Origin of the sequence: Pseudomonas gessardii, from assembly GCF_001983165.1 — a bacterium.
Lineage (GTDB): Bacteria > Pseudomonadota > Gammaproteobacteria > Pseudomonadales > Pseudomonadaceae > Aquipseudomonas > Aquipseudomonas gessardii.
Genome location: NZ_MNPU01000003.1, coordinates 83,588 through 106,742 on the forward strand (window position 1 = coordinate 83,588; position 23,155 = coordinate 106,742).

23 protein-coding genes are annotated in these 23,155 nt (G+C 59.0%); 16 read left to right on the top strand and 7 right to left on the bottom strand.

Annotation, left to right across the window (positions count from 1 at the left end):
• Window positions 1–13 precede the first annotated feature (13 nt).
• Both BLL38_RS03765 and BLL38_RS03770 read left to right on the top strand, forming a co-directional pair.
• On the top strand, window positions 14–835 hold the full coding sequence (locus tag BLL38_RS03765; protein ID WP_032904481.1) for an SDR family NAD(P)-dependent oxidoreductase: 822 nt from the start codon (window positions 14–16) through the stop codon (window positions 833–835).
• 97 nt (window positions 836–932) lie between these two features.
• Window positions 933–2,537, top strand: coding sequence for a phytoene desaturase family protein (locus BLL38_RS03770; RefSeq protein WP_020300808.1), 1,605 nt, complete (start codon window positions 933–935; stop codon window positions 2,535–2,537).
• Between the two features lie 99 nt (window positions 2,538–2,636).
• Here BLL38_RS03770 and BLL38_RS03775 read toward each other — a convergent pair whose 3' ends face one another.
• Window positions 2,637–3,302, bottom strand: coding sequence for a TetR/AcrR family transcriptional regulator (locus BLL38_RS03775; RefSeq protein WP_020300807.1), 666 nt, complete (start codon window positions 3,300–3,302; stop codon window positions 2,637–2,639).
• A 182-nt stretch (window positions 3,303–3,484) separates the two neighbouring features.
• On the opposite strand from BLL38_RS03775, the gene BLL38_RS03780 reads away from it, so the two are divergent.
• The 5 genes from BLL38_RS03780 (at window position 3,485) to BLL38_RS03800 (ending at window position 8,508) form a co-directional block, all read left to right on the top strand.
• Complete coding sequence (locus BLL38_RS03780) at window positions 3,485–4,762, top strand: cytochrome P450 (protein WP_020300806.1); 1,278 nt, start codon at window positions 3,485–3,487, stop codon at window positions 4,760–4,762.
• Between the two features lie 51 nt (window positions 4,763–4,813).
• Entirely contained in the window at window positions 4,814–5,845 is a 1,032-nt protein-coding gene (locus BLL38_RS03785) for a hypothetical protein (RefSeq protein ID WP_020300805.1), read from the top strand.
• Window positions 5,846–6,011: 166 nt separating this feature from the next.
• Window positions 6,012–6,800, top strand: a complete 789-nt coding sequence (locus BLL38_RS03790) for an SDR family NAD(P)-dependent oxidoreductase (protein ID WP_020300804.1) — start codon at window positions 6,012–6,014, stop codon at window positions 6,798–6,800.
• A 32-nt stretch (window positions 6,801–6,832) separates the two neighbouring features.
• Window positions 6,833–8,134, top strand: coding sequence for an MFS transporter (locus BLL38_RS03795; RefSeq protein WP_020300803.1), 1,302 nt, complete (start codon window positions 6,833–6,835; stop codon window positions 8,132–8,134).
• Window positions 8,135–8,157: 23 nt separating this feature from the next.
• Window positions 8,158–8,508: a nuclear transport factor 2 family protein gene (locus tag BLL38_RS03800; RefSeq protein WP_020300802.1), complete on the top strand. Its 351-nt coding sequence runs from the start codon at window positions 8,158–8,160 to the stop codon at window positions 8,506–8,508.
• 43 nt (window positions 8,509–8,551) lie between these two features.
• Here the strand turns inward: BLL38_RS03800 and BLL38_RS03805 are convergent, their stop codons facing one another.
• The 4 genes from BLL38_RS03805 to BLL38_RS03820 form a co-directional block, all read right to left on the bottom strand.
• Window positions 8,552–9,385, bottom strand: coding sequence for an oxidoreductase (locus BLL38_RS03805; RefSeq protein ID WP_020300801.1), 834 nt, complete (start codon window positions 9,383–9,385; stop codon window positions 8,552–8,554).
• Window positions 9,386–9,470: 85 nt separating this feature from the next.
• Window positions 9,471–10,706, bottom strand: a complete 1,236-nt coding sequence (locus BLL38_RS03810; protein WP_020300800.1) for an NAD(P)/FAD-dependent oxidoreductase — start codon at window positions 10,704–10,706, stop codon at window positions 9,471–9,473.
• 20 nt (window positions 10,707–10,726) lie between these two features.
• Complete coding sequence (locus BLL38_RS03815; protein WP_020300799.1) at window positions 10,727–11,047, bottom strand: 2Fe-2S iron-sulfur cluster-binding protein; 321 nt, start codon at window positions 11,045–11,047, stop codon at window positions 10,727–10,729.
• Between the two features lie 27 nt (window positions 11,048–11,074).
• Complete coding sequence (locus tag BLL38_RS03820) at window positions 11,075–12,337, bottom strand: MFS transporter (RefSeq protein ID WP_020300798.1); 1,263 nt, start codon at window positions 12,335–12,337, stop codon at window positions 11,075–11,077.
• Between the two features lie 361 nt (window positions 12,338–12,698).
• On the opposite strand from BLL38_RS03820, the gene BLL38_RS03825 reads away from it, so the two are divergent.
• The 6 genes from BLL38_RS03825 to BLL38_RS03850 all read left to right on the top strand — a co-directional run bounded on the left by BLL38_RS03825 (window position 12,699) and on the right by BLL38_RS03850 (window position 18,148).
• Complete coding sequence (locus BLL38_RS03825) at window positions 12,699–12,935, top strand: ferredoxin (protein ID WP_020300797.1); 237 nt, start codon at window positions 12,699–12,701, stop codon at window positions 12,933–12,935.
• Window positions 12,936–12,987: 52 nt separating this feature from the next.
• On the top strand, window positions 12,988–13,746 hold the full coding sequence (locus tag BLL38_RS03830) for an SDR family NAD(P)-dependent oxidoreductase (protein ID WP_020300796.1): 759 nt from the start codon (window positions 12,988–12,990) through the stop codon (window positions 13,744–13,746).
• A 66-nt stretch (window positions 13,747–13,812) separates the two neighbouring features.
• Complete coding sequence (locus BLL38_RS03835) at window positions 13,813–14,763, top strand: VOC family protein (RefSeq protein WP_032904513.1); 951 nt, start codon at window positions 13,813–13,815, stop codon at window positions 14,761–14,763.
• A gap of 1 nt (window position 14,764) precedes the next feature.
• The gene (locus tag BLL38_RS03840; RefSeq protein WP_020300794.1) at window positions 14,765–15,649 is read left to right on the top strand and encodes a fumarylacetoacetate hydrolase family protein; all 885 of its coding nucleotides are present in this window, start codon (window positions 14,765–14,767) and stop codon (window positions 15,647–15,649) included.
• Between the two features lie 38 nt (window positions 15,650–15,687).
• Window positions 15,688–17,274 carry an MFS transporter gene (locus tag BLL38_RS03845; protein WP_020300793.1) on the top strand — a complete coding sequence of 529 codons (1,587 nt, stop codon included), beginning with the start codon at window positions 15,688–15,690 and terminating at the stop codon, window positions 17,272–17,274.
• Window positions 17,275–17,362: 88 nt separating this feature from the next.
• On the top strand, window positions 17,363–18,148 hold the full coding sequence (locus BLL38_RS03850; RefSeq protein WP_020300792.1) for an IclR family transcriptional regulator: 786 nt from the start codon (window positions 17,363–17,365) through the stop codon (window positions 18,146–18,148).
• 9 nt (window positions 18,149–18,157) lie between these two features.
• Here the strand turns inward: BLL38_RS03850 and BLL38_RS03855 are convergent, their stop codons facing one another.
• Both BLL38_RS03855 and BLL38_RS03860 read right to left on the bottom strand, forming a co-directional pair.
• The gene (locus BLL38_RS03855) at window positions 18,158–19,348 is read right to left on the bottom strand and encodes a thiolase family protein (RefSeq protein WP_020300791.1); all 1,191 of its coding nucleotides are present in this window, start codon (window positions 19,346–19,348) and stop codon (window positions 18,158–18,160) included.
• Entirely contained in the window at window positions 19,348–19,746 is a 399-nt protein-coding gene (locus BLL38_RS03860) for a Zn-ribbon domain-containing OB-fold protein (RefSeq protein ID WP_020300790.1), read from the bottom strand. Before BLL38_RS03860 ends, BLL38_RS03855 begins: the two co-directional genes overlap by 1 nt.
• Before the next feature lie 139 nt (window positions 19,747–19,885).
• Between BLL38_RS03860 and BLL38_RS03865 the strand changes: the two genes are divergently transcribed.
• From BLL38_RS03865 to BLL38_RS03875, 3 genes are all read left to right on the top strand, one after another.
• Entirely contained in the window at window positions 19,886–20,587 is a 702-nt protein-coding gene (locus tag BLL38_RS03865; RefSeq protein WP_020300789.1) for an SDR family NAD(P)-dependent oxidoreductase, read from the top strand.
• Window positions 20,584–21,582 (top strand): fumarylacetoacetate hydrolase family protein, encoded by a 999-nt coding sequence (locus tag BLL38_RS03870; protein ID WP_020300788.1) that lies wholly within the window; start codon window positions 20,584–20,586, stop codon window positions 21,580–21,582. Before BLL38_RS03865 ends, BLL38_RS03870 begins: the two co-directional genes overlap by 4 nt.
• Window positions 21,583–21,705: 123 nt before the next feature.
• The gene (locus BLL38_RS03875) at window positions 21,706–23,106 is read left to right on the top strand and encodes an aromatic ring-hydroxylating dioxygenase subunit alpha (RefSeq protein ID WP_032904480.1); all 1,401 of its coding nucleotides are present in this window, start codon (window positions 21,706–21,708) and stop codon (window positions 23,104–23,106) included.
• Window positions 23,107–23,155: the final 49 nt, after the last annotated feature.

Genomic DNA, 23,155 nt, shown 5'->3' on the forward strand with positions numbered 1-23,155 from the left:
TAAGGAACAGAGCATGAGCACAGGAAAACTGGCAGGACGAGTGGCCATTATTACCGGCTCCGGTGGCGGCCTGGGCGCTGAGTGCGCACGGGTGCTGGCGTCGCATGGTGCAAGTATTGCGGTGGTCGATATCAATTTCGAGGGGGCCACAGCTGTGGCCCAGTCACTCCTCGCCGAGGGGCATCAAGCCTTGGCGATCGCCACCGACGTCTCCTCGGAAGACGCCGTGCGCGCGATGGTTGCTCAGGTTAAACAGCATTTCGGCCGTATCGACATTCTGCACAACAACGCGGCGATCCTGAACGCCGAGCAACGTCAGCTAGACCGCGATTTCGTCAACCTCGACATGCAGGCCTGGGACCGCGCCATCGCCGTCAACCTGCGTGGCGCGGTGCTGTGCACCAAGCATGTGATTCCGGTCATGCTGGAGAACGGCAAGGGCTCGATTATCTTCGCCACCTCGGGTCTGGGCATGCAGGGCGATATGTCCCTGACCGGCTACGCCACCTCCAAGGCGGGGCTGATGATGCTGCCGCGCATGGTCGCCTCGCAATACGGCAAACAAGGCATTCGCGGCAACGCCGTGCAGATCGGCCTGGCGCCTTCGGAACACGCCATGCCTGAACCCTTGCTCGACATCCTGCGCGACAACCACTGCACTGCCGAGCTGGGCACGCCTCGGCAGATTGCCGATGTGGTGGCGTTCCTGGCCAGTGACGAATCCTCATTTGTCACGGGCACCACGCTGGTCGCTGATGGTGGTTTCAGCAGCCACACCCCCTCCCTGGTGGCGATGCGCGCGCTGTTTGCGCAGATGGGCCGCACCGGCATGTAACCCTTGCCCGGCGCATCCCGTGCGGTGCGCCGCGGCTGATCTTTGCCGCCATAGCCGCCGCGCGCCGCTGTGGTTGAACTCGACTTGGAATTAATTGATGAACCAGAACCAAAATGCGAGCACTACGGATTTTGATGTGATCATCGTCGGCGGTGGCACCAATGGCCTTTCGGCTGGCTGCTACCTGGGCCTGGAAGGCAAGAAGGTGCTGGTTCTGGAGGCATTGGACAAGGTCGGCGGGATGGCCTCCTCGGGTTACCTGATACCCGAAGCGCCGCAGCATCTGGTTCATCCCTGTGCCCTGGACATGATGTCGATGCGCGTGCATTCCCATGTGCCAGCGGAGCTGGGACTTGATCGACACGGTTTCAAATCGATAGAGCTTGCGCCGGGGTATGTGTACTTGCATCCGGATGGCCAATCTCTGATCTTCTGGCGCGATCGCGAGAAAACCGCCGCCGAGATCCGCCGGTTCAGCAGCAAGGATGCCGAGGCGTTTCTGCAGTTCATGAAAGTCATCGACATGTTCCTCGATATCGCGCTGCCGATGATGCGTGTCGACCCGGCCAAAACAAACCTCGGCGTGAAGCTGAAAATGCTTGGCACCGCCATCAAACACAAAGCGCTGAAACCCGAGCTGATGGCGCTGATGACAGGCTCCGCGTTGCAGGCGGCACGTGAGCGCTTCGAGCATCCGGTGACCATTTCCGCGATGTGTGCACTCACTGGGCTGGCAGGGGATATCAGCGCCGATGGCGGTGGCATCTATTACGCCTTGCTCGGTTTCCTTCATCGTTTTGGCGTGGGCCGGGTATTGGGTGGCATGCAGCAGTTGAGCAATGCCATGCAGACTCGACTGGAAGAGCTGGGCGGGCAAGTGCTGGTGTCGGCCAGCGTCAGTGAAATCGTTGCCAGGGACGGTCTGATCAAAGGCGTGAAACTGGCTGATGGTCGTCAGTTCACCGCACGTGCGGTCATTGCCGGCTGCCACCCCAAGCCGGCGTTGGACATGGTTACCCGTGGTGAAATCCCTCAACACCTGCTGACCCGTATCGCCATGGCACCTGCTAACGGCAGAGGGTCGGGACCATTGAAGGTGGATGTTGCCCTGCGTGGGCAGATTTCTTTGCCGCGTTTTGCTGCCATTCGCGGCGATGGCGTGGATTTGCGTAAAACCGTCATGCTGATCGGCACCGAAGAAGCCGTGCTGGAAAACTTCGCCGCCTGCGCCCGTGGTGAAGTACCGAAGTTGCCCTATATCACCGTGGCCGCACCCAGTGCGGCCGACCCTTCACAAGCGCCAACCGGGCAGGATGTGTTGTACATCTATCCGCCGGTGATGCCGGTGAATCCCAATGAAGGTTGGGACGCGCTGCGTGAGCGGGTGGCCGACCAGGTGCAGGAACAGCTGTATGACTACATCGATGGGATCGAGGGGCAGGTGATTGGCCGACATATCGAGGCTGCTCCGGATTTTACTGCGCGCTTGAACACGGTGAATGGCTGCGTGGTGCATATCGACACCACCTCGATGCGCTCGAGCACCATGCGCCCGGCGTACGGTTTGGGAGGCGATACCTTGCCGGTGGCGGGACTGTATTTAGGGAGTGCCGGCATTCATCCGGGCGGTGGGGTAAACGGCATGGCCGGGCGGTTGGCGGCCAAGCGGGTGAGCAAGTATTTGCGTAAAAAGGCTGACTGAAGCGGGTCGCTGATTCCAAGCCCCTAAGCAACCCCCCCCTGTGGGAACAAGCCTGCTTCCACAGGGAAAGCTCATTGGGCGAGAGTGTGTGAACGGTGCTTAAACGCCGTCGACGTTTTTTTCTGCGCCCAGCGAAATACTCGCCAGCACAAAATCCGCCGAGTACTGACGCCAGGTGGCCATGCCTTGCTCCGAGTCCGTATCCAGCCCGGCAAGTGCCGACATCGAATAGCGGTTGGTGAACCAGCCAGTAGTCACCAGCGAAGCGCTGGCCAACAACAGGCGCGGGTTGATGTCTGCGCGAAAATCACCACTGGCCGCACCCCGCAACAAAATCGCGTCGAGCTTGGCGATCAGCTTCGGTGCCATTTCCAGAAAATGGTTGCGAGGTGTTTCGTGGGTGTCATGGTAGCGAATGCCTTCCAGCGCCAGGCTGCCGAGGAAGGGGTCCAGACGGTACTGGTCAAAAAAATGGTTGAGCACGGCGCGCATCGCCACTGGCGGTGAAAGCTCTTCGACATTGAGGTTGACCAGCTCGGACATGATGTTGTCCGAAGACTCATCCAGTACCGCTACAAACAGGCCTTCCTTGGAGTTGTAGTAGTGGTAGACCAGCTGTTTGGTAACGCCGGCTTCCCGGGCAATTTCTTCCACGCGCGCACCGGCCAGGCCTTTTCTGGCGAACTCCACGCGCGCTGCCGCGAGCAGGCGATTCATCGTATTGCGTTTGCCCTGTTCGCCACCTTCTCCTGCCTTTACCGCCACCTCGTCCTCCTCATGCCAGTTTTGGCCAGGTTATTCACACCTTGAAGCATTTCCCCGGGGGCCTTCGTTTGACCCCAAGTCAAACGAAGCGGACTACCGGCGCAGACACAACCACATACCATGGGTCGGCAGCCGGACAATCTTGGTGTGCAAGAAGAATAAAAACAAGACAGGAGCTCCTGATGAGCAACGAAAGCGCAGCACTGGACCTGGCAACCGCATACTCCGCTGTGTCGGAAATGTATCGGGGCACCGACCTGGATATTCACGCGGTGTGCCGCGAGCAACGGCTGAAATCGCCCATCTATGAAGGCGACTTCATCACCCAGTTTGGCGTGCCGACGAATGCCGGCACCCAGCAGGGCACTCGCCCGACCTTCGCCTTGTTCAAATACCAGGATGTAATGACTGTCCTGCGCGATGGTGCGACCTATACCAGCGGTTTTATTGCCGAAGGTCTTGGCGCGTTTTTCGATGGTTTGATCATTCTTGCCATGGACGGTGACGAGCACCGTAAGGTGCGCGCCTTGCTGCAACCGGCCTTTATGCCGGAGACCGTGAACAAGTGGCGCCCGCAGATCGATCAAGTGATTCGCGAGGAGTACATCCAGCCGATGTTGCCGGCAAAGAAGGCCGACTTGATGAAGTTCGGCCTCGAGCTGCCGATTCGCGTCATGTACGCTTTGATGGGCTTCCCCTCGGATGAGCCCTCCAAGTACAAGCAATACGCCGCGTGGGCCTTGGCCATTGTCGGCGGCAACCAGATTGACCCGAGCAAAATGGTTGAAGCGCGACGTCAGGCCGGCATCGCTGTCAAAGGTCTGTACGACGCGCTTGCCGAGGTGGTGGTGCAACGTCGTGCCGAGGGCAGCCAGGGCGATGATGTGGTCGGGCGTTTGCTGCGCGCGGAGTACGAAGGGCGCACGCTGGATGACCACGAGGTGATCACCTTCACTCGCTCGCTTTTGCCAGCCGCGGGCGAAACCACCACGCGCATGTTTGGCTCGGTAATGACTTTGCTCTTGACCACGCCCGGCTTGCTGGAACGCGTCAAGGCCGACCGCTCATTGATCGGCAAGCTGATGGACGAAACCACGCGCTTTGAACCCGTGGCCACTTTCAAGGTGCGCGAAACCGCCCGGGAAGTGGAATTTCACGGCGTGAAAATCCCCAAGGGTTCGTTCGTCCAGTGCATGGTGGTGTCCGCCAACCGCGACGAAGATGCGTTTGAAAACCCTGAGGTATTCGACATTGATCGCAAGCCAAAACCCTCCTTTGGTTTTGGCTTCGGCCCGCACATGTGTATCGGTCAGTTCGTCGCCAAAGTGGAAATCAGCTGCGCTGTCAACGCCATCCTCGACCTCTTTCCCAACTTGCGACTCGACCCGAGCCAACCCGTCCCGCAGATCGGCGGAGCGCAATTGCGAGGCGTGTCCACGCTCCCGGTGATCTGGGACTGAATCACGCTGTAATCCCGTTTCCCTGCCTCAACAAAAACAACAGAGGGCATCATGAGAACGTTTAAAACCATTCCAGAACGCGGTGATTTCGGCTTTCAACAACTGGTTGGGCCGCACAAGGTCACCGGCGCTTCGATGTCAGCCGAACGCGGCTTCTTCGGCCTGCACCTGAGCAAAAGTTCGCCGTTCGGTTCTGTGCGCGATGAGCAAGGCAACATTTACTCATTCGTACGGTCGCTGATGGCGCCCAATGGCACCCCCAACCCAACCAAGTTCTTCTACCTGAACAATCACGTCGATAACGTCAACCTGCGCATGGACCACGAAAAAATGGCCCGCCAGGCGCTGACACCACTGCCGGTACACAGCCTGGAAGGCGATGTCGCACGTTGGGCCAGCCACCCGGGCGAACCCGGCAACTCTTGGGAGATCACCGCCAGCAGCGAACGCCTGACCTGGAAGGAAGAAGGCCTGTTTCACCTCGAAGGCCGACTGCTTGGCCCAGGTTTGCAGTGGTACCTGCCAGGCGTGGAATGGGGCACCTTTTATGTTTCGCAGTTGTGGGATATCGCCGGTGTCTGCGAGGGGCGTCCGGTGAAAGGCGCCATGGCGCTGGACCAGTTCTACATGGCCGAAGGCGGCGCCATTCACTTCAAGAAAGACTTGGTGGTGAACAACAACAAGCATGTGATCTGGTGGTCCTTCGTCACCGTTTATAAAGATGGCACCTGGGATACCGGCTCTTTCATGGTCGGTCACGACCACTTGGGCTACGCCATTTTCAACAATGAAAAAGGCGAGGTTCGGGTCACCACCGATATCGAAGGAAACACCGAACACAAGGACGGAAGCTACTTCCTCAAATCCGCGAAAATCGTGCTGGAAGGCAAGGAAGAGTGGGAGTTTTTGCCTGATGAGAAGGGCGAGATGATCGACTTCGTCGGTGGCTTCCCGATCACTGCGCAGCAGGAAGGCCGTTGGCGTCGGGTTGGCGATACCCGTGAGCCTTCACACTGGCTGGGCTGGGGTGAATCGGACCGGCGTAATGGCTCGGCCCGCAATGTGCCAGGCAAAGACCTGTAAACAGTTGACCGAAACCTTTACCCCTGTAGGAGCTGCCGAAGGCTGCGATCTTTTGACTTTGACTTTTGAAGGCAAGATCAAAAGATCGCAGCCTTCGGCAGCTCCTACAGGGGAGCGTACGCGTTGTATCAGTAGCCTCCACCAATAACAACAATGAGGAATCACGATGAAATTCCGCGACAAAGTCGTGCTGGTCACCGGTGCAGGTCGAGGCATGGGTCGCGCCATTGCCCTGGCCTATGCCCGAGAAGGCGCCAAGGTGGTGGTGTCGGCACGCACCGCTCGATACGGTGAAGAAACGATCGCACAGATCAAGGCCCTGGGCGCGCAAGCCTGCCTGGTCGGTGGCGACATCGCCGACCGCGAGGCGATCAAGTCAATGGTGCAAGATGGTGTAGAGCACTTTGGTGGCCTGGACATCGTGGTGCATTGCGCTGCCGATACCAGTCACGGGCTGATCGCCGAAATGGCCGATGATACGTTTGATCACATCGTTCGCAGCAATATTCAATCGTTGTTCTGGTTGGCCAAGGACTGCGCACCTTATCTGTCGAAAGCAGCCGACAAAGGCCGGCTGATTTTCATCTCGTCCGGCGAAGCCAACCGCAAATACACCCCTCGCCTGATTGCCTATGGTTCCAGCAAAGCCTTCATGAATGCCTTCGCCCGCGGCCTGGCGGTGGAATTCGGTGCCATGAATATTCTGGTCAACGTCGTCGAGCCCGGACTGATCGGCACTGATCACATGCTCGAAACCCTGGGCAATGAACTGCCGCATAAACTCGCTGCACATTTCCCGGTAGGGCGTCTGGGCGAGTCCGCCGACATTGCCAACGCCGTGCTGTTTCTGACCTCCAACGAGGCTTCCTATATCACTGGCACTTCGCTGCTGGTGGATGGCGGCGCCACCATGATCGCGCTGCCCAAGGTCGAAGAAATCCTCAAGGGCCATTAATCAACCCGCACGTCCGCGATGGGAGTCAGGTCATGACATCGGATACACGCAGTAGCAACACCACGGCCCACGCCGGCAATGATTTTTCCGAGTTCAAGCGCGGCTGGCGCGTGGTTGTCGTGGGCCTGTTTGGCATCTGCACCAGTATTACCGCTGCGTTGCTGTACGCCTTCGGCACCCTGGTGATTCCGCTGGAACAGGCGTTCGGCTGGAGCCGGGGCGACTTGCAGGCCTCCATCACCTTTCTGTTCGCCGGTGTGGCGATTTCCACGCAACTGGTCGGCTGGCTGTACCGTCGGTTCGGGCTGCGCCGGGTAGCGATTGTTTCGATCGTGCTGCAGATCGTCGGTTACTTTGCGATCACGCGGATTGAGGGTTCGATCGGCTGGTTGTACCTGGCGTTTTTCAGCATGCCGATCATTTGTGCCGGAACCATTGCGATCACCTGGACGCAACTGGTCAACCTCTGGTTCGAGCGTAACCGTGGTTTGGCGCTGGCCGTGATTCTGTGTGGCACCGGGCTGATGGCGATGATTCTGCCACCGCTGTTGTCGCGGCTGATTGCCGCCTACGGTTGGCAAGCCGGGTTTATTGCGCTGGGGGCGATGCCTTTGTTGTTTACGTTGCCCTTGTCATTGATGTGGCTGCGCATGCCGGCGCTGCTCGCCAGTCCTGACGCGACAACGCAGAAGGAACTTCCGGAGCTGTCCGGCATGTCCTTCAAACAAGCAGTGCGCTCAGGGATGTACTGGGGCTTTAACGTTGCATTGATATTGTCGGTGTCGTTGACCGTCGGCATGGTCACCAACATGGTGCCGATGCTGCAAAGCAAGGGCCTGAGTGCGCAGCAAGCCAGTCAGATCTTCAGTACCTTTGGTATTTCCATCATCGGCGGGCGCTTGTTGGTGGGTTATCTGCTGGACCGCTATTCACCTTCAGTAGTGGCCGCCGTGAGCCTGGCGCTACCCGCATTGGGCTGCGCGATCTTTCTCTTTGGCGGGGCGCAAAACACACCGTTGCTGGTGCTGGCGACCCTGTGCATCGGCGCCAGTGCCGGAGCTGAGTTCGATCTGGCGGCATTCCTGATGGCGCGCTATTTCGGCTTGAAAGACTACGCGCGGATATTTGGTCTGCACCTGTGCCTGATCACCATTGTCTCCGGTCTGGTACCCATGCTGTTCGGCCATCTCTATGACCTGTACGGCAGCTATTCCGCTGTGCTGGTGTGCTGTTTCTGCTGCGCCATTGTCGGCCCGACCATTCTGCTGTGGTTGAGAATGGAGCCAAAATTCCTCGCCCGTCAGCAAAACCTCCAGCTACGACCACATGCCTGAACCCACTTGAGGATGAACGTGAAATGAGCATGGACAAACACACCATCGAGCACTTTCTGCACGGGCAGATCGACTGCTGGAACCGGGGCGACAAAGACGGCTTTTTCGCTCACTACCGCAGCGTCTCGGCCAACGGCTTGAGTATCGAATACGTCGGCAAGCCCCAGGCCGATGCCTGGCAGGTACTGGAAGGCATGTGGGCGCAGCAGCAACCGAAGATTCGCGTTGAAGTGCGCCAGTGCATCGTCAATGGCAATGAAGCGGCGTGCCATCACCTGAACGCCTTTCGCGAGCAGGAAGGCGGTATCGAGACGATCGAGTTGTATCGGTTTGAAGAAGGAAAGTTGTCCGTACGTTACTTCATCAACCAGTAATCGTTGCGCACAGCCTTGTCAGAAAGGCTGTGCGCGTCGTCGCCTAGACGCCATCGGTGGAATGGGACAGCTGCTGCCATTGCTCGATTTCCGCGAGCATCCTGTTGAGCTTGTCGCTGACCTGCTGATAAGCGTCTGAACCCGCCAGGTAACGCAACGGTGGATGTTCGCTGTTGGCCAGGAGCACCAGCGCATCGCCCAGTTTAGCCGGGTTGCCGGTTTGCTGATGGTTGTAGGCGGCCGAAGCGCCTTTGACCTTGGCGGTGAATGCAGCGTAATCCTCCAACCCGCGTGTACCGAAGACCGCGGAGCTGGGGTCGAGAAAGTCGGTACGGAAAACCCCGGGCTCCACCAGCGTGACCTTGATCCCGAACTGCGCCACTTCCTGGGCCAGGGATTCGGAAAAACCTTCCACAGCAAATTTAGACGCGCAGTACAGCGCCGCACCACCCATCCCGACCATGCCACCCATTGAAGACACGTTGAACACCCGGCCACTGCGTTGCTGACGCATGACAGGCAGCACGGCGCGGCAGACGTTGAACACACCGAACACATTGGTCGCGAACTGCTGGTCGGCGTCGCTGGCGAAATTGTCTTCAAACGGCGCCAGTTGTCCATAACCGGCGTTGTTGACCAGCACATCGATTCGGCCAAAACGCGCCACGGCAGTTTCTACGGCAGCCAGTGCCTGGGCTTCGTCGGTCACATCCAGGGCCACTGCCAGCACGCGTTCGCCGTACTCGGCAAAGACAATTTCCAGCGGTTCGATACGCCGGGCGCTGACCACCACGCTGTCACCATCAGCCAATGCGGCTTTGGCAATGGCAGCACCCAAGCCTCGGGCCGCACCGGTAATAAACCAGACTTTGTTCATTGCATCGCTCCAGTCGTTGTGCAAAAAAATGCCGCGTCAGCTTTAAGGCGGGCGCGGCAGCGGGTGTGAAAGATCAGTACGACGTTCAGTCGCGGTTGGCCGCTTCCCAAGCTTTCAGATCGAACCCGTCAGTGGCGGCCTCAACTGCCGTCAGCTTGGGCGCGCGAGCAAGAATCTTGCGCGCCGCCATGTGATCGCCCATGCGATTGCAGGACTCCACGGCCACCAGACGGTCATTGCGGAAACACAGCACAGACGCTTGATGTTCTTCGACTGAACCGAGCACGACGGTACTGTCATAGCCATGCGAGAGTCCGGCGATCTGCAGTTTCAAGTTGCCTTGATCGGTCCAGAACCAGGGCAGGGCGCTATAAGGTGCCGGTTTACCCATCAAGCGTGCAGCCACTGTGCGGGCCTGGTCGATGGCGTTCTGCACCGACTCGAGGCGGGTGTGTAACTCATTGTTTTGCAGGCACGGGAAGCTGGCGACATCGCCTACCGCGGAAATTTGCGGGTCAGAGGTCAGCAGGCTGGCGTCCACCTTGATGCCGTTCTCGATGTCCAGACCGGCTTCAGTCGCCAGCTGCGCATTGGGAATCACACCGATACCAAACACCACCAGGTCAGCAGGGAGTGCACGTCCGTCACCGGTTTGTACCGCGCACACCTTGCCGTTATCGCCGTCGATGCGGCTTAAACCCTGGCGGAAGTCAAAATGGACGCCCCACGCTTCATGGGCCTGGCGAAACAATTCCGACATTTCCCGCGACACGGCACGAGCCATGGGACGCTCGCCCAGCTCCAGTACGTGCACATTAGCCCCTAGGGCAGCGGCCACCGCCGCAAACTCGAGGCCGATAAACCCGGCTCCAATCACCACCACGTTGCGCGCTTCTTTCGCCAGCGGCGCCAGGGCGTCGGCATCGGCTTTGGTTTTGATACCGAACACTTGCGGCAACTCTGCGCCGGGAACCGGCAGGGGGCGGTTGTGGGCTCCGGTCGCCAGTACCAGATGGTCGTAACTGACAGCAGCACCCGAGGCTAACACCACGCGTCGGTTCAGGCGGTCGATCGCGGTCGCCTGGTCATGCAGCAGTTCAATGCGCTGGGTGGTGTAGAAATCAGCAGGACGAAACAGCAGATTGGTCGCCTGGATCTTGCCGAGCAGATAGGCTTTGGACAATGGCGGGCGCTGGTAGGGCAGGCCTGGCTCATCGCCGATCAGGGTGATGCGCCCGTCAAAGCCTTCCTGGCGCAGGGAGGCAGCGACCTGAAATCCGGCCTGGCCAGCACCGACGATAACGACTGAGGCGAGGGTCATGGGAACTCCTTCACGCGCATTCAGAATTGCGACGACGGCAGGTGCAAAACCATGCCGTCCATGTCTTCGCTGATGATCATTTGACAGCTCAAGCGGCTGCTGTCGCGACGTTCGAAAGCGTACTCGAGCATGTCGTTCTCCATGCCTTCCGCCGCTTGCACCTTGCCCAGCCAGGCCTCGTCGACATAGGTGTGACAGGTGGCGCAACTGCAGGCACCACCGCAGTCGGCAGAAATACCCGGCACCGAGGCGAAGGTCGCGGCTTGCATCACCGACTGGCCGATGTCGCCTTTGACTTGATGGGCGGTGCCGTTGTGTTCAATAAATGTCAATGTGGGCATGTTCTGCTCCGATTCTTGTTAGGGGGCTCAGGATTGGCTGGGAATGGTTTGCACGTTGAAGTGCGGCACTCGCCCAAGGGTCAGTAGCAACAGCGGACCGATCAGGCAGCAGGCGGCGCTATAAACCAGCATGGCGTTATACGATCCGGTGCGCGCCAGCATGTACGCAAAGAGCAACGGCGCCAGCGCCGAAGCCACGGTATTGAGGCCCTGATGCACGCCGAACAGGCGGCCGTATTCGCGCAAGCCGAAGTAGCGGGCAATCAGGAACGCGGCAATATCGAACTCCGCCCCGGCGCCAAAACCAACCAGCACCGCCGCCAGCATGAGCGGGGCAAATTCGGTGGTCGGGCTCAGGTAGATGAAACAACCGATAGCGGGCAGCACCAGGCTGATCGCAGACACAATCGGCGGCCACAGACGATCGAGCAGATAGCCGATAAGCATGCGGCCGAAGATCAGCGAAATACCAAAGCAGCTGAAAATGGTGGCCGCGTCCCCCGCGGATAGGCCTCGGGCTTGCAGCATGGGCACGGTGCTGGTGACCATGCCGACAATCGAAGAAATCACCAGGCTGAGCGCCAGGTTACAGGTCCAGAATTTCAGCGAGCCCATGCCTTCACGAAAAGACATGCCGGGCAATTGCTCCAGCGCACGCCCGCCGTCACGGTGACCGGCAACAGAGGGTAGTTTGAACCACAGCAGAATCAGCGGCAGCAGCACCAACAGATTGAGCAGCGCGAGAATCACGAAGGCCGCGCGCCAGTCCCATTGCTCGATGCCCCAGGCCATCAGCCGGGGAATGATGGCGGCAGTGACACCAGTCCCGGACAGACCAATGGCGAGCGCCAGGCCGCGATTGCTGTCGAACCAAAGACTGATCAGCTGGGTCCAGGTTACGGCCAGCGCGCCCATGCCGACGATGGGCAGCAGTGCAAAGGCGATGTACATCGACCAGATCGATTGGGTCAGCTGCGTGGTTGCCAGGTAACCGAGTGACAACAACAGCAGGGAAATAACGGTAACGCGCTTCATGCCGTAGCGCAGGTTGAACCAACCCACCAACTGCAATGACACCACCGCGCCGCCAAACAGAAAGGTGATGCAGGCTTGCAGCTCACTTTTGCTCCAGCCAAAGGCATCGCCGAGCGGCACGACCAGTGTGCCGAAACCATAGAGCAGGGCGGCGTTGATGCTGATGGCCACTCCGGCGACCGACAAAATCAGGATTTTCCAGCTTTGGCGGAATTCGCGCAGATCGATTGCCGCTTCGTTTCTAGACGGGTGCATGGAGTTGGCTTCCTTATAGGTTTTGTTGAGCCAAGCACTGCTACAAGTGGTGATGTGAATCACCGCCAGCAGATTCTTTGAACAGAATCTGGTTTTTTAATCAGAATAAAATCAGAAATTCGGCTTTGTCCAGCGCAGCTATCTGACTAACGGACAAACGAATTTCATGCGTTGCACCCACGGTTGAATCACTCTGAAGCCAGCCGTGTTCAACATCCTGCTGCGATTCCCTTTTTTTAAGCCAAGGCAATGATCAGGGACAGCGGATGAGCCTCAGCATATCCGCGTTAAAAATTAATTGCACATAAAATAAATAAGTGTTCATAATTTGCAAAAGCTGAACCTGATAAAGGAGAAAAAAATGAGTTCAGAAAAAGCGCAGTTCAAAGCGGTGGCCGACCGAAGCCGCTGCTGTGGTTATGGTTTGTGTGCTGCGATTTGCCCCAGCCTGTACAAGCTTGATGCCGATGGCATGGTGTACCTCGACGATGCCCGCGTGCCGCCGGAGTTGGAGGAGGAGGCTCGTGAGGGTGCAGCCGCTTGCCCCGCGGAGGCCATCTGGCTTGAGCCCATCACCCCGGATGACGAAGCCGTTTGATGGCGTGAGCGCCTGCCGCAAACGTGATAACCACTGAGGTGAGGATGTGCTAATGGGTCGATTACCAAACAAGGTCGCGCTGATAACCGGTACAGGCGGCGGCCAGGGCAGGGCTGCGGCGCTACGTTTTGCCCGTGAAGGGGCGATTGTGGTCGGTTGCGATTTCAATGCCGAAGGTCACGAGGAGACTGCAGCGTTGATGCAGGCCGAGGGTTTTACCCTGTACGGCTCGGCACCCGTGGACCTGGGTGATCATGAACAGGCCAAGGCCTGGATCGATGCCGCCGTGGCTGAACACGGGCGCATCGACATCCTGTACAACAACGCTTCCGCCGCACGCTTCGGGCTGGTCAGCGAGCTGTCGATCGAAGATTGGCAGTACACCATGCGCAACGAAATCGACCTGCTGTTCTATACCACCAAATATGCATGGCACCACTTGGCCGAACAGCGCGGAGTGATCATCAATGTATCGTCCACCGCTGCATGGGGTGGCTCGAAAGTGGCCGGCATTTCCGCGCATTCGGCTGCAAAGGGCGCTGTGGTGTCCTTCACTCGCCAGTTGGCGGTAGAAGGGGCGCCGTTCGGTATACGTGCGGTCAGTTTGAGCCCGGGATTTGTCGCGACGCCTGGCACCCGGCCTTTTCTGGAAGACCCCAAAATGCGCGCCATGCTGCTGGATGGCGTATTGATGGATCGCCCCGGCGAACCCGAGGAAGTGGTGGCAATGGCGGTCTTTGTCGCCTCGGATGAGGCTTCATTCATTACCGGTTCGGACTTCGTCATCGATGGCGGGTTACTCGCGATCTAGCACGCGCGGCGCCCTGGCATGGGCTACCGGCACCCTTTCATCTCGAACAATAACAAGGTGAATAACGTGGACATCATCGGTATCGGTTACATGGGCTTTGAGACCCCCAATCTCCAAGCGTGGCGTGAGTACGGCCCTCAGGTGATGGGTTTTGGCATAGGCAAGAACCCCGAGAGTGATCCCGATTCGCTGTACTTCAAGATCGATGATCGTCGGCATCGCTTCGCTTTTCATCCTGGCAAGGTAGACCGCATTGTCTACATCGGTTGGGAAGCGGTGGGGCGCATGGCGTTCGAGGACGGCATCAAGAAGCTGGCAGCCGCCAATGTCGACTTCACTCGCGGTGATGCTGAGCTGTGCGAAAAGCGTGGCGTGCGTGAATTAGTGCGTTTTCGTGACCCGGTGGGGTATCAGCACGAATTGTTTTACGGGCAAAAATGGCTGCCGCGCTCGTTCCAGCCGGGCCGCCCGCACAGTGGTTTCCTTGCCGACGAACGGGGTGCGGGTCATGTGGTGCTGATCACCCCGGACTACACTCCGGAACTGGAAGACTTCCTGCTTAATGTCATGGGTTTCAGCTGGTATGGCGCTGGTGCGGGCAAGGGACGAACCGGTTTCTTCCGCTCCAAACTCAACCATCACACCAGCCATGACATCGCTTATGGTCACGGACCGGGTCGCATGGGCGTGCAGCATGTCGGGCTGTTTGTACGCAACGTGCGTGATGTCGGTGAGACCTACGACATCGTGCGTCAGCGTGAACTGCCGATGATGATGACCCTCGGCCAACATGCCCAGGACCCCCATCTGTCGTTCTACCATTTCAATCCGTCCGGGTTCGCCTTCGAGACCATTGCTGAAATCGAGCCATGGCAAGGCGATCCCTATGAGCTGAATCCAGAAAAACTCAGCCTGTGGGGCCACGAAATGGTCGGGCCAATTCTCGGCGCCAGCGTCAAGACGCCGGAAGAAGTGCTCGACGCCGAGTACCTGCCGACCTACTTGGCCAAGCGCTGACATGCGTCTGGCGCGGGTCGAAGTTGCCGGGCAAGCGTTCTGGGCGTTGCTGAATGCGCAAGCTGATTGCTTTCGGCGAATTAATGCTCCTTTCGCCCACTGGGCCGGGCTAGGGGCGGATCTTGCGCCAGACGCCCTCGACCCGAGTGGCGAATGGTTGCCGTTGTCGGCTGCGCGCCTGCTTGCGCCATTGGAACCCGGTAGCCGGGTTTTTGGTGTGGGCCTCAATTACCTCAGCCACCTCAAGCGCCTTGGCAGTGATTCTCCGGCGCACCCGTTGGCGTACATGAAACCGGAGTCAGCGCTGGTTGGTGCCTATGACGAGATCGATTATTCGCCGCTGACCACCCAGCTTGATTACGAGGTGGAACTGGTCGCCGTAGTGGGCCGCCCGTTGCTGGATGAACCGCATGCCAGCGACTGCCTGCTGGGGTATACGGTGGGCAATGACATAAGTGCGCGCGATGCCGGCAAGCAGATTGGTCGTCTGGACCTGTTGACCCAGAAAGCCATGGACCGCACCACACCGGTAGGTCCATGGATCGTGACCGCGGACGAACTGGGTGTAACGGGGCAACCGGCTTTAGATATGCGCCTGAGCGTTAACTATGAACTGCGCCAGCAGGACAATACCCGGCAGATGATTTTTCCCCTGGATGAGTTGCTCAATTATCTGGATGCACGCATCAGTCTGCGTCCTGGCGACCTGGTGTTTACCGGATCCACCCACGGCGTAGGACTGGAAAGCGGGCGTTTTTTACGGCCGGGTGATCGGGTCGAGGCTGAGATTGCAGGTATCGGTCGACAGAGCAATACCATCGCTGCGCCACGCCAACTCATCCCCGCCCGTGCGGCGGGGCGACTGGGTCAGCCGCTGGACAAGTAATCCCTGAAACTGACTGGCGTAGCCGCTGAGGAGTGATGATGAGCGAGGGTTCGGCGTGGGCGCCGTTTCGCAACAAAGCGTTCCGCGGTTTATGGCTGGCAGCCGCAGTGGTCAACATGGCTATCTGGATGCAGACGGTCGCCGCGGCGTGGATCATGACCACATTGACGACGTCGGCAGCCATGGTCTCTCTGGTGCAAACCGCCGTGACCCTACCGGTATTTCTGTTTGCCTTTCCCGGTGGGGTGATTGCCGATCGGGTAGACCGTCGCAGTTGGCTGATCATTACCCAGTGCATGATGCTGTTCGCCGCACTGGTGTTGTGTGTGCTGGCGTACAGCGCGCACATGGAAACCTGGGGCTTGTTGGCGTTTACCTTTGTGCTCGGTACTGGCAGTGCGCTGGGCATGTCGGCGTGGATGGTGACCATGGTCGGCGTACTGCCTCGCGACCAGGTGCCGGCTGCAGTGTCCTTGAACGGAATTTCCATCAATGCCACCCGGGCTTTGGGCCCCGCGTTGGCGGGTGCACTGATTGCATACTGGAACACGACCTCGGTATTTCTGGTGATCGCGCTGTGTATGTTCGCGGTGCTCCTCTTCCTCTTTCGTATCGCGCCCAACCCGCCTGCCGTGGGCTTGCCACCGGAAACCCTGACCGGTGGCATGCGCAGTGGCCTGCGCTATATCCGGCATTCAGCGGTCCTGTTCAGCGCCATGAAGCAGGTTCTTGTGTTCACCATGAGTGCCAGTGCTTTATGGGCCTTGCTGCCACTGGTGGCCAAGCAGGAATTGGGTATGGACGCTGGTGGTTATGGCTTGCTCATGGCGTTTCTTGGTGCCGGTGCAGTATTGGCTGCGCTGAGCTTGCCGCGGTTGTATCGCGTATTGGGCATGCGTCATCTGCTGGTTTGCGGCGCCATTTCCTTTGCCCTCGCCACCCTCACTGCCGCGCTATCCAACAACCGCTACGCGGTCTGCGCAATGCTGCTGCTGGCAGGGTTCGGCTGGATGGCGGTCAACGCGACCATTTCAACGGTGGTGCAAACCTATGCCGCCAATTGGGTGCGCGCACGGGTCGCATCGGTCTATGTGTTGATCCTGATGGGCGCGATGGCGGCCGGCGGTGCGATATGGGGGGCATTGGCCGAGTATCTGGGATTGAGCCAGAGCTTGCTGCTCTCGACACTGTTGTTGCTGGTCGGCATCGCGCTGACCCGAAATGGCCATGTGGAACTGGGCCAGGAAGCAGACTTTGCCGAGGTGCAGTTGACCGACACACTCCAGCTGGCCAGTCCGGTGTCCCATTCCGAAGGACCGGTATCGGTGGAGATTGTGTACCAGGTGGCGGCGCCGGACCGCGATGAATTTCTGGCTGCCGTATACGCGGTAGGCAAGGCGCGACGGCGCAACGGTGCGCAAAACTGGCGTTTGTACCGCGACATGGCGGACCCGCAACTCTACAGCGAGCGCTTTATTGTCGAGTCATGGCTGGAATACTTGCGCCAACAGGTTCGGGTGACCCAGGCCGACCAGGCCCAAGAGCGTCTCATCGAGCGTTTTCGTCGCGAAGATCTGCAAACCCGTCGTTTGATCTATCAGCCGCCAGTGAAATTAACCGATTGAAGTGTTCGAGTAATTCCCAGATAAAACTTTTACGGCGCCAATCATTCTCAGGTTAGAATGGCGCCACTCTAAAGTTACTGGATTGGGCATGGAACTCACTGACGTCAACGACAGCAGCAAATCGGCCGGCGCAACCCTCGTCAAGCCTGTATCCAACGCCATACGCATCTTGCGCTATCTCAGTCAGGTGGGCACGCCGGAACGTTCAGTGGACATCGCCCGGCAACTGAAAATCAATCCAAGTACCTGCTTCAACATCCTGCGCACCCTGGTGCAAGAGGAGGTGGTCGATTTCAGTGCCCTTTCCAAGCGTTACACCGTGGGCCTGGGCCTGGCGCGCCTGGTTGAACAATTGGTGACTCAGGGTCACCGCGTGCAAATGGCCAAACCCCTGTTGCAGAACCTGGCTGCACGCCAGCGGGTGACCATCACCCTGTGGCGCAAAATGAGCCCTGACCGCATCGTCATTGTCAGTTCCGCCGCGAGCCCGACCGATGTGCGTATCGACATGGCTGAAGGTCAGCGTCTGCCAATTCTGATGGGCGCCAGCGGCCGGTTGTTCGCTACGCAGATCGACCTCGACGATCCGGAAGTACAGAGCAGTTTCGAGACGATTCGCTGGGCCCAGCCGCTGTCGCTCGAGGTCTATCGCGAAGAAGTGAGAGAGGCCGCCGAGCGCGGTTGGGCAATGGACGATGGGCATTTTTCGGGGGGGATTCTTGCCATTGCGGCGCCGGTCTTCTCACCAACCAACAGCATCGATTTCACCGTGTCAGCGGTGATGTTCCGTGGCCAACGGGATGAAGAGGGCCTTGCCGAACTGGGCAAGGCGCTGATCGAGTTCTGCAGCGAAGTGGCCGGCGTACTCTACTGAGGCGCGCCGTTACTCGCGAACCAGTAGCAGGCTACCCCCCAGCGGGCCGCCTCCGGCTGCCACCGTACTGACGCGGTGTTCGCGGGTTTGCCGGCCTTCGGCACGACCCCACAGTTGCAGGCAGGCTTCATGCACGTAACCCAGGCCGTGGGTGCGTCCGCCAGACAGCTGCCCGCCATTGGTATTGATGGGCAAGCTGCCCTCCAGTGCGATGCGCGTGCCACCCTCGACGAACGCGCCACTTTCCCCAATGGGGCACAGGCCCAGGGCTTCAAGCCAGATCAGGGTCAAGATCGAAAATCCGTCATACAACTGCGCAGATTCAACATCCTGCGGGGTGTAGTCGGTGCGTGCCCACATCATCTCGCCAACATCGAAGGCGGCCATTTTGGTCAGGGAGATCTGATCCCACGACCAGGGCTGGTTCAACGCTGCGCCCATGGCCTCGATGCGAATTGGTTTATTTGGCTGGTCCTGGGCGATATCACGACGGGACAGGATGATGGCGGTGGACGCATCACAATGCACGTCGCAGTCGAACATGCGCAGAGGCGTTGAAATCATTCGCGATGCCATGTAGTCGTCCATGCTCATCGGCGTGCGGTACAGCGCCTTGGGGTTGCGCATGGCGTTCTGGCGACACGTCAGGGCTATCTGCGCCAGCTGCTCCGGTCGGGTGCCGTATTCATGGAAGTGACGCTGGGCATACAACGCCATCAGATTGATGCCCGATTGCACATTGAACGGGGTAAACCACTGCCAGGCGTAGCTGCTGTCGCGACCCTGGGTTTTGTTGGTCAGTGCGCCGGCCTGTTTGTTGAGCATACGGGCTGACGCTTCGGTGATGGTGCGAAACACCAGTACGTGCTTGCACAGGCCCGCCGCAATCGCCATGGCCCCGTTAATGACCCCGGTAAGCGGGCCGGGCCCTTCATAACCGCCACCGAACCAGTTGACGTTGAGCCCAAGGGCGCTCTTCAGCGCACTGGGACCGACCGGTGAGAACGGGTCGCCATTGTTGTTATCACCCGGCCAGCAGGCCACGCCGTCGATGTCGCTACGTTGCAGGCCGGCGTCCGCAATGGCTTCCAGGCAGGCGTCCAGGGTCAGGCGCATCGCTGACTTGGTAGACGGTCGGCCGATCTCTGATTGCCCGATACCGGTAATGGCTACGTCTTTTTCATAACGATGATCGAACATCACTGATCCTTCTCGAACAGAGGCAACCACACATCCTCGACATTGAGGAAGCTGACCCGTACCGGCATGTCGATATGTACATCCGTGACCGGCATGCCCACCACGTTGCTCACGAACTGCAAGCCGGGTTGCTCAACGAGCTCGATGATCGCCACCACATAGGGCACCTCCAGGTCGGGGGTCCAGGGTTGATAGTTGATGGTGAAGCTAAGTACGGTGCCCTTGCCGGACACCGCTTGCGGCGCCACGTCGAAGCTTGCGCAATGCGGGCAGAGCGGGGCGGGCGGGTGGAAATACCGGCTACAGGCTGCGCAGCGATGAACGAGCAGTTCGCCCTGTTGACCGCCTTGCCAGAAGGCGCGGTTGTCGGCGTTGAGTGCAGGCAGTTTTCTAGGCATCAGCGGTCCGCAGGTGAGTGTTTGACTTGAAGTCATACGGTATCATTTGTACATATTTTCTAAAAGTGTCATATATTCATCCGGACAAAGGCGCGAATCGACCGTTCGCGCCGTAAAACAACAACAAGAGGATTTCGCGATGTCCCAATCACTATTAGACAAGAGGGTAGTCGTCACCGGCGGGTTTGGTGCCCTCGGCAGCGCACTTGGCAAATTTCTGCTGGCGCGAGGCGCCCGGGTGGCGTTGCTGGATCGTAGCGAGGCCCCAGCTGCCTTGCTGGATACGGAAAACCTGCTGTGCCTGGGTGGTGTCGACCTGACTTCGAGCGAGTCGGCCAGCGCTGCGTTCGAGCAGGTCGCGGGGCATTTGGGTGGCATCGACGGTTTGGTCAATGTCGCGGGCGGGTTTGCCTGGGAGACCGTCGAAGGTGGCAGCCTGCTGACCTGGGATCGCCTCTATCAGATGAACGTACGTACCGCAGTGGTCAGTTCTCAATCCGCGTTGACACACCTGCTGGATTCCAAGGCCGGGCGCATCGTCAACATTGGCGCGCTGGCCTCTGTCAAAGCCGCAACAGGTATGGGGGCTTATGCCGCCTCCAAGGCCGGTGTGGCCCGGTTGACCGAGGCGTTGGCCGAGGAACTGAAGGATCGTGGTGTAACGGTCAACGCTGTGCTGCCGAGCATCATTGACACCCCCGCCAACCGCGCCGACATGCCTGATGCTGACAGCAGCCGCTGGGTCACTCCGCAGGCGTTGGCGGCGGTAGTGGCGTTTCTTTTATCCGACGAAGCCGCAGCAGTAACCGGTGCGCTGCTCCCCGTGAGTGGTCGCGTATGAGACTGGTGACGTATACCGACGCCGAAGGGTTTGAGCGCGCGGGTGCATTGCTCAATCGGGATCAGCAGGTACTCGACCTGCAACACGCTTACCGCTTGCTGGAAGGTCGTGACAGTGTGGCGTTGAGCAGCATTCTGGCTTTGGTAGAGGCCGGCGAACCGGCGCTGGAATTGGCCCGCTCACTGGTCGCTAAGGCACCCTCGGCGGCGGTGCTGGAGCGTGCCAGCGTGAAGCTGCGTGCACCGATCCAGCCGCCTCCACAAATGCGCGACTGTTCCTGCTTCGAATTGCATCTGCGCCAGAGCTTCGCGGCGGCCCGTCGTGCCCGTGCGCTGCGTACCGAAGACCCGGAAGCCACGCTGAAAGCGATGAACACCCGCGCTGACGATCGGGTCATCGAGACTTTCAACAAGCAGCCTATTTACTACAAGGGCAACCGTTTCGCGGTGATTGGCATCGACGATGAATTTCAATGGCCGAGCTACAGCCGGGCGATGGATTTCGAACTGGAGTTCGGTTGCTACATCGGTAAGCGCGGCAAGGACATCAGCCGTGAAGCCGCCCGGGCGCATATCGTCGGCTACACCATCTTCAACGACATGAGTGCCCGCGACGCCCAGGCCCTGGAAATGCCCGGCATGCTCGGCCCGGCCAAGAGCAAGGATTTTGATACCGCCAATATCATGGGCCCCTGTCTGGTGACAGCCGATGAGCTGGGTGATCCCTATGACCTGAACATGGTCGCCCGGGTCAATGGCGAGGAGTGGGGGCGCGGCAATACCCGCGATATGCGCTGGAGTTTCGAAGACGTGATTGCCCACGTGTCCCGCTCGGAAACCCTGTACCCCGGCGAGTTTCTGGGCTCCGGCACGGTCGGCAACGGCTGCGGCCTGGAGCAATTGCGTTATTTGAAGCCTGGCGATGTGGTTGAACTGGAGATCGACGGCATTGGTGTGCTGCGCACTCAAGCGGGCAAGGCATCGAACAAGGATTGACGCATACGTGAATGACGGAAGAATTCACTTACAAGTAGAAAGTGAATTCTATGTACATAAATAGAGAAAGTGTCTTATATTTCGTTGCGACCACTGTCGTGACGCTCTGATCAGGAGGCAATCATGCTAACAAAAACAAACCCCGTATTGTCTGATGGAACCAAGGTCTCGGACCTTATCTATCCATCCAGCCGTGAAGTACAAATGCGCGTGTTGTCTGACCGCGAAATCTACGAGCTGGAGATGGAAAAAATCTTCGGCAAGATCTGGGTACTCCTGGGTCACGAGTCGGAGATCCCCAATTCCGGGGACTTCATGGTCCGCGACCTGGGCTCCGACTCGGTCATTGTTGCCCGTGGCAAAGAGGGCGAGGTGTTTGTAAACCTCAATGTGTGCCCGCACCGCGGCATGCGCATCAGTACCGCTGATTGCGGCAATACACAAATTCATAAATGCATCTACCACGGCTGGGCCTTCCGCCCGAATGGCGACTTTGTCGGCTCACCCGTCGAGCGTGAATGCATGCACGGCAAAATGCTGCCCAAAGAAGAACTGGGCCTGAAAAAGGCTCGGGTCACGCTGTATGGCGGTCTGGTCTTTGCGACCTGGAATATCGATGGACCATCGTTCGACGAATTCCTGGGCGATGCCAAGTGGTATTACGACATGCTCTTCTGCCGCTCCGACAAAGGCATGGAAGTACTCGGTCCACCGCAGCGCTTTATCGTTAACGCCAACTGGAAGACGGCTGGCGAGCAATCGGCGGCCGACGGTTTCCACACACTGACCTTGCACCGCTGGTTAGGCGAAGTGGGTAACTACGCCAAGAAAGGCGAGGGCGAAACAGCCGACCTCAGCCCGGAAATGATCGGCGTCGAAATCAGCTCGCCGCACGGCCATGCGCTGCGTTGCATCGACCTGGCGCGCAAGATCAAGCGCCTCACCGGACTCGATCCGGCAGAGTTGAGTGTGCAGCAAAAGCTCGAAGCATTGCCGCCTGCCGGCATGACCGCCGACATGGTCGAACAGCTGGCACGCAACTTGACCGAAGATCAGTTGAAAGTGCTCACCAGCATGCCGCCGCAAGTCGGTGGGATGTTCCCGAATATTCTTTTCGGTTTTGTCTACATTCCGCAGCCGGATGGCACTGTCGTCGGCTCGATGACCCTGCACGCCTACGTGCCGCAAGGTCCGGACAAGCTCGAGTTCGTCAACTGGGTGTTTGCCGAGAAAGACGCTTCCCCGGAACTGCGCGACAAGATGCTCAAGCAAACCATCCAGCTGTTCGGCACGTCCGGCATGGTCGAGCAGGATGACTCCGATACCTGGCCGCACATGACGCTGGCTGCCAAGGGGGCGATGGGCCGCAAGAGCACGATGAAATACCAGGCAGTCTTTGAAACCGGAGCACCGGAAGGGTGGCCTGGCCCCGGCATCGTCAACGAAGGTTTCACCAAGGACGATACCCAGTGGCACTGGTGGTTGTACTGGCATGAGCTGATGACCGCATCGGACGAGAAATAAGCGTTCGCCAGTCCTGGTTCGACAGCGGTCCTAGCGGGCCGCAGTCGCC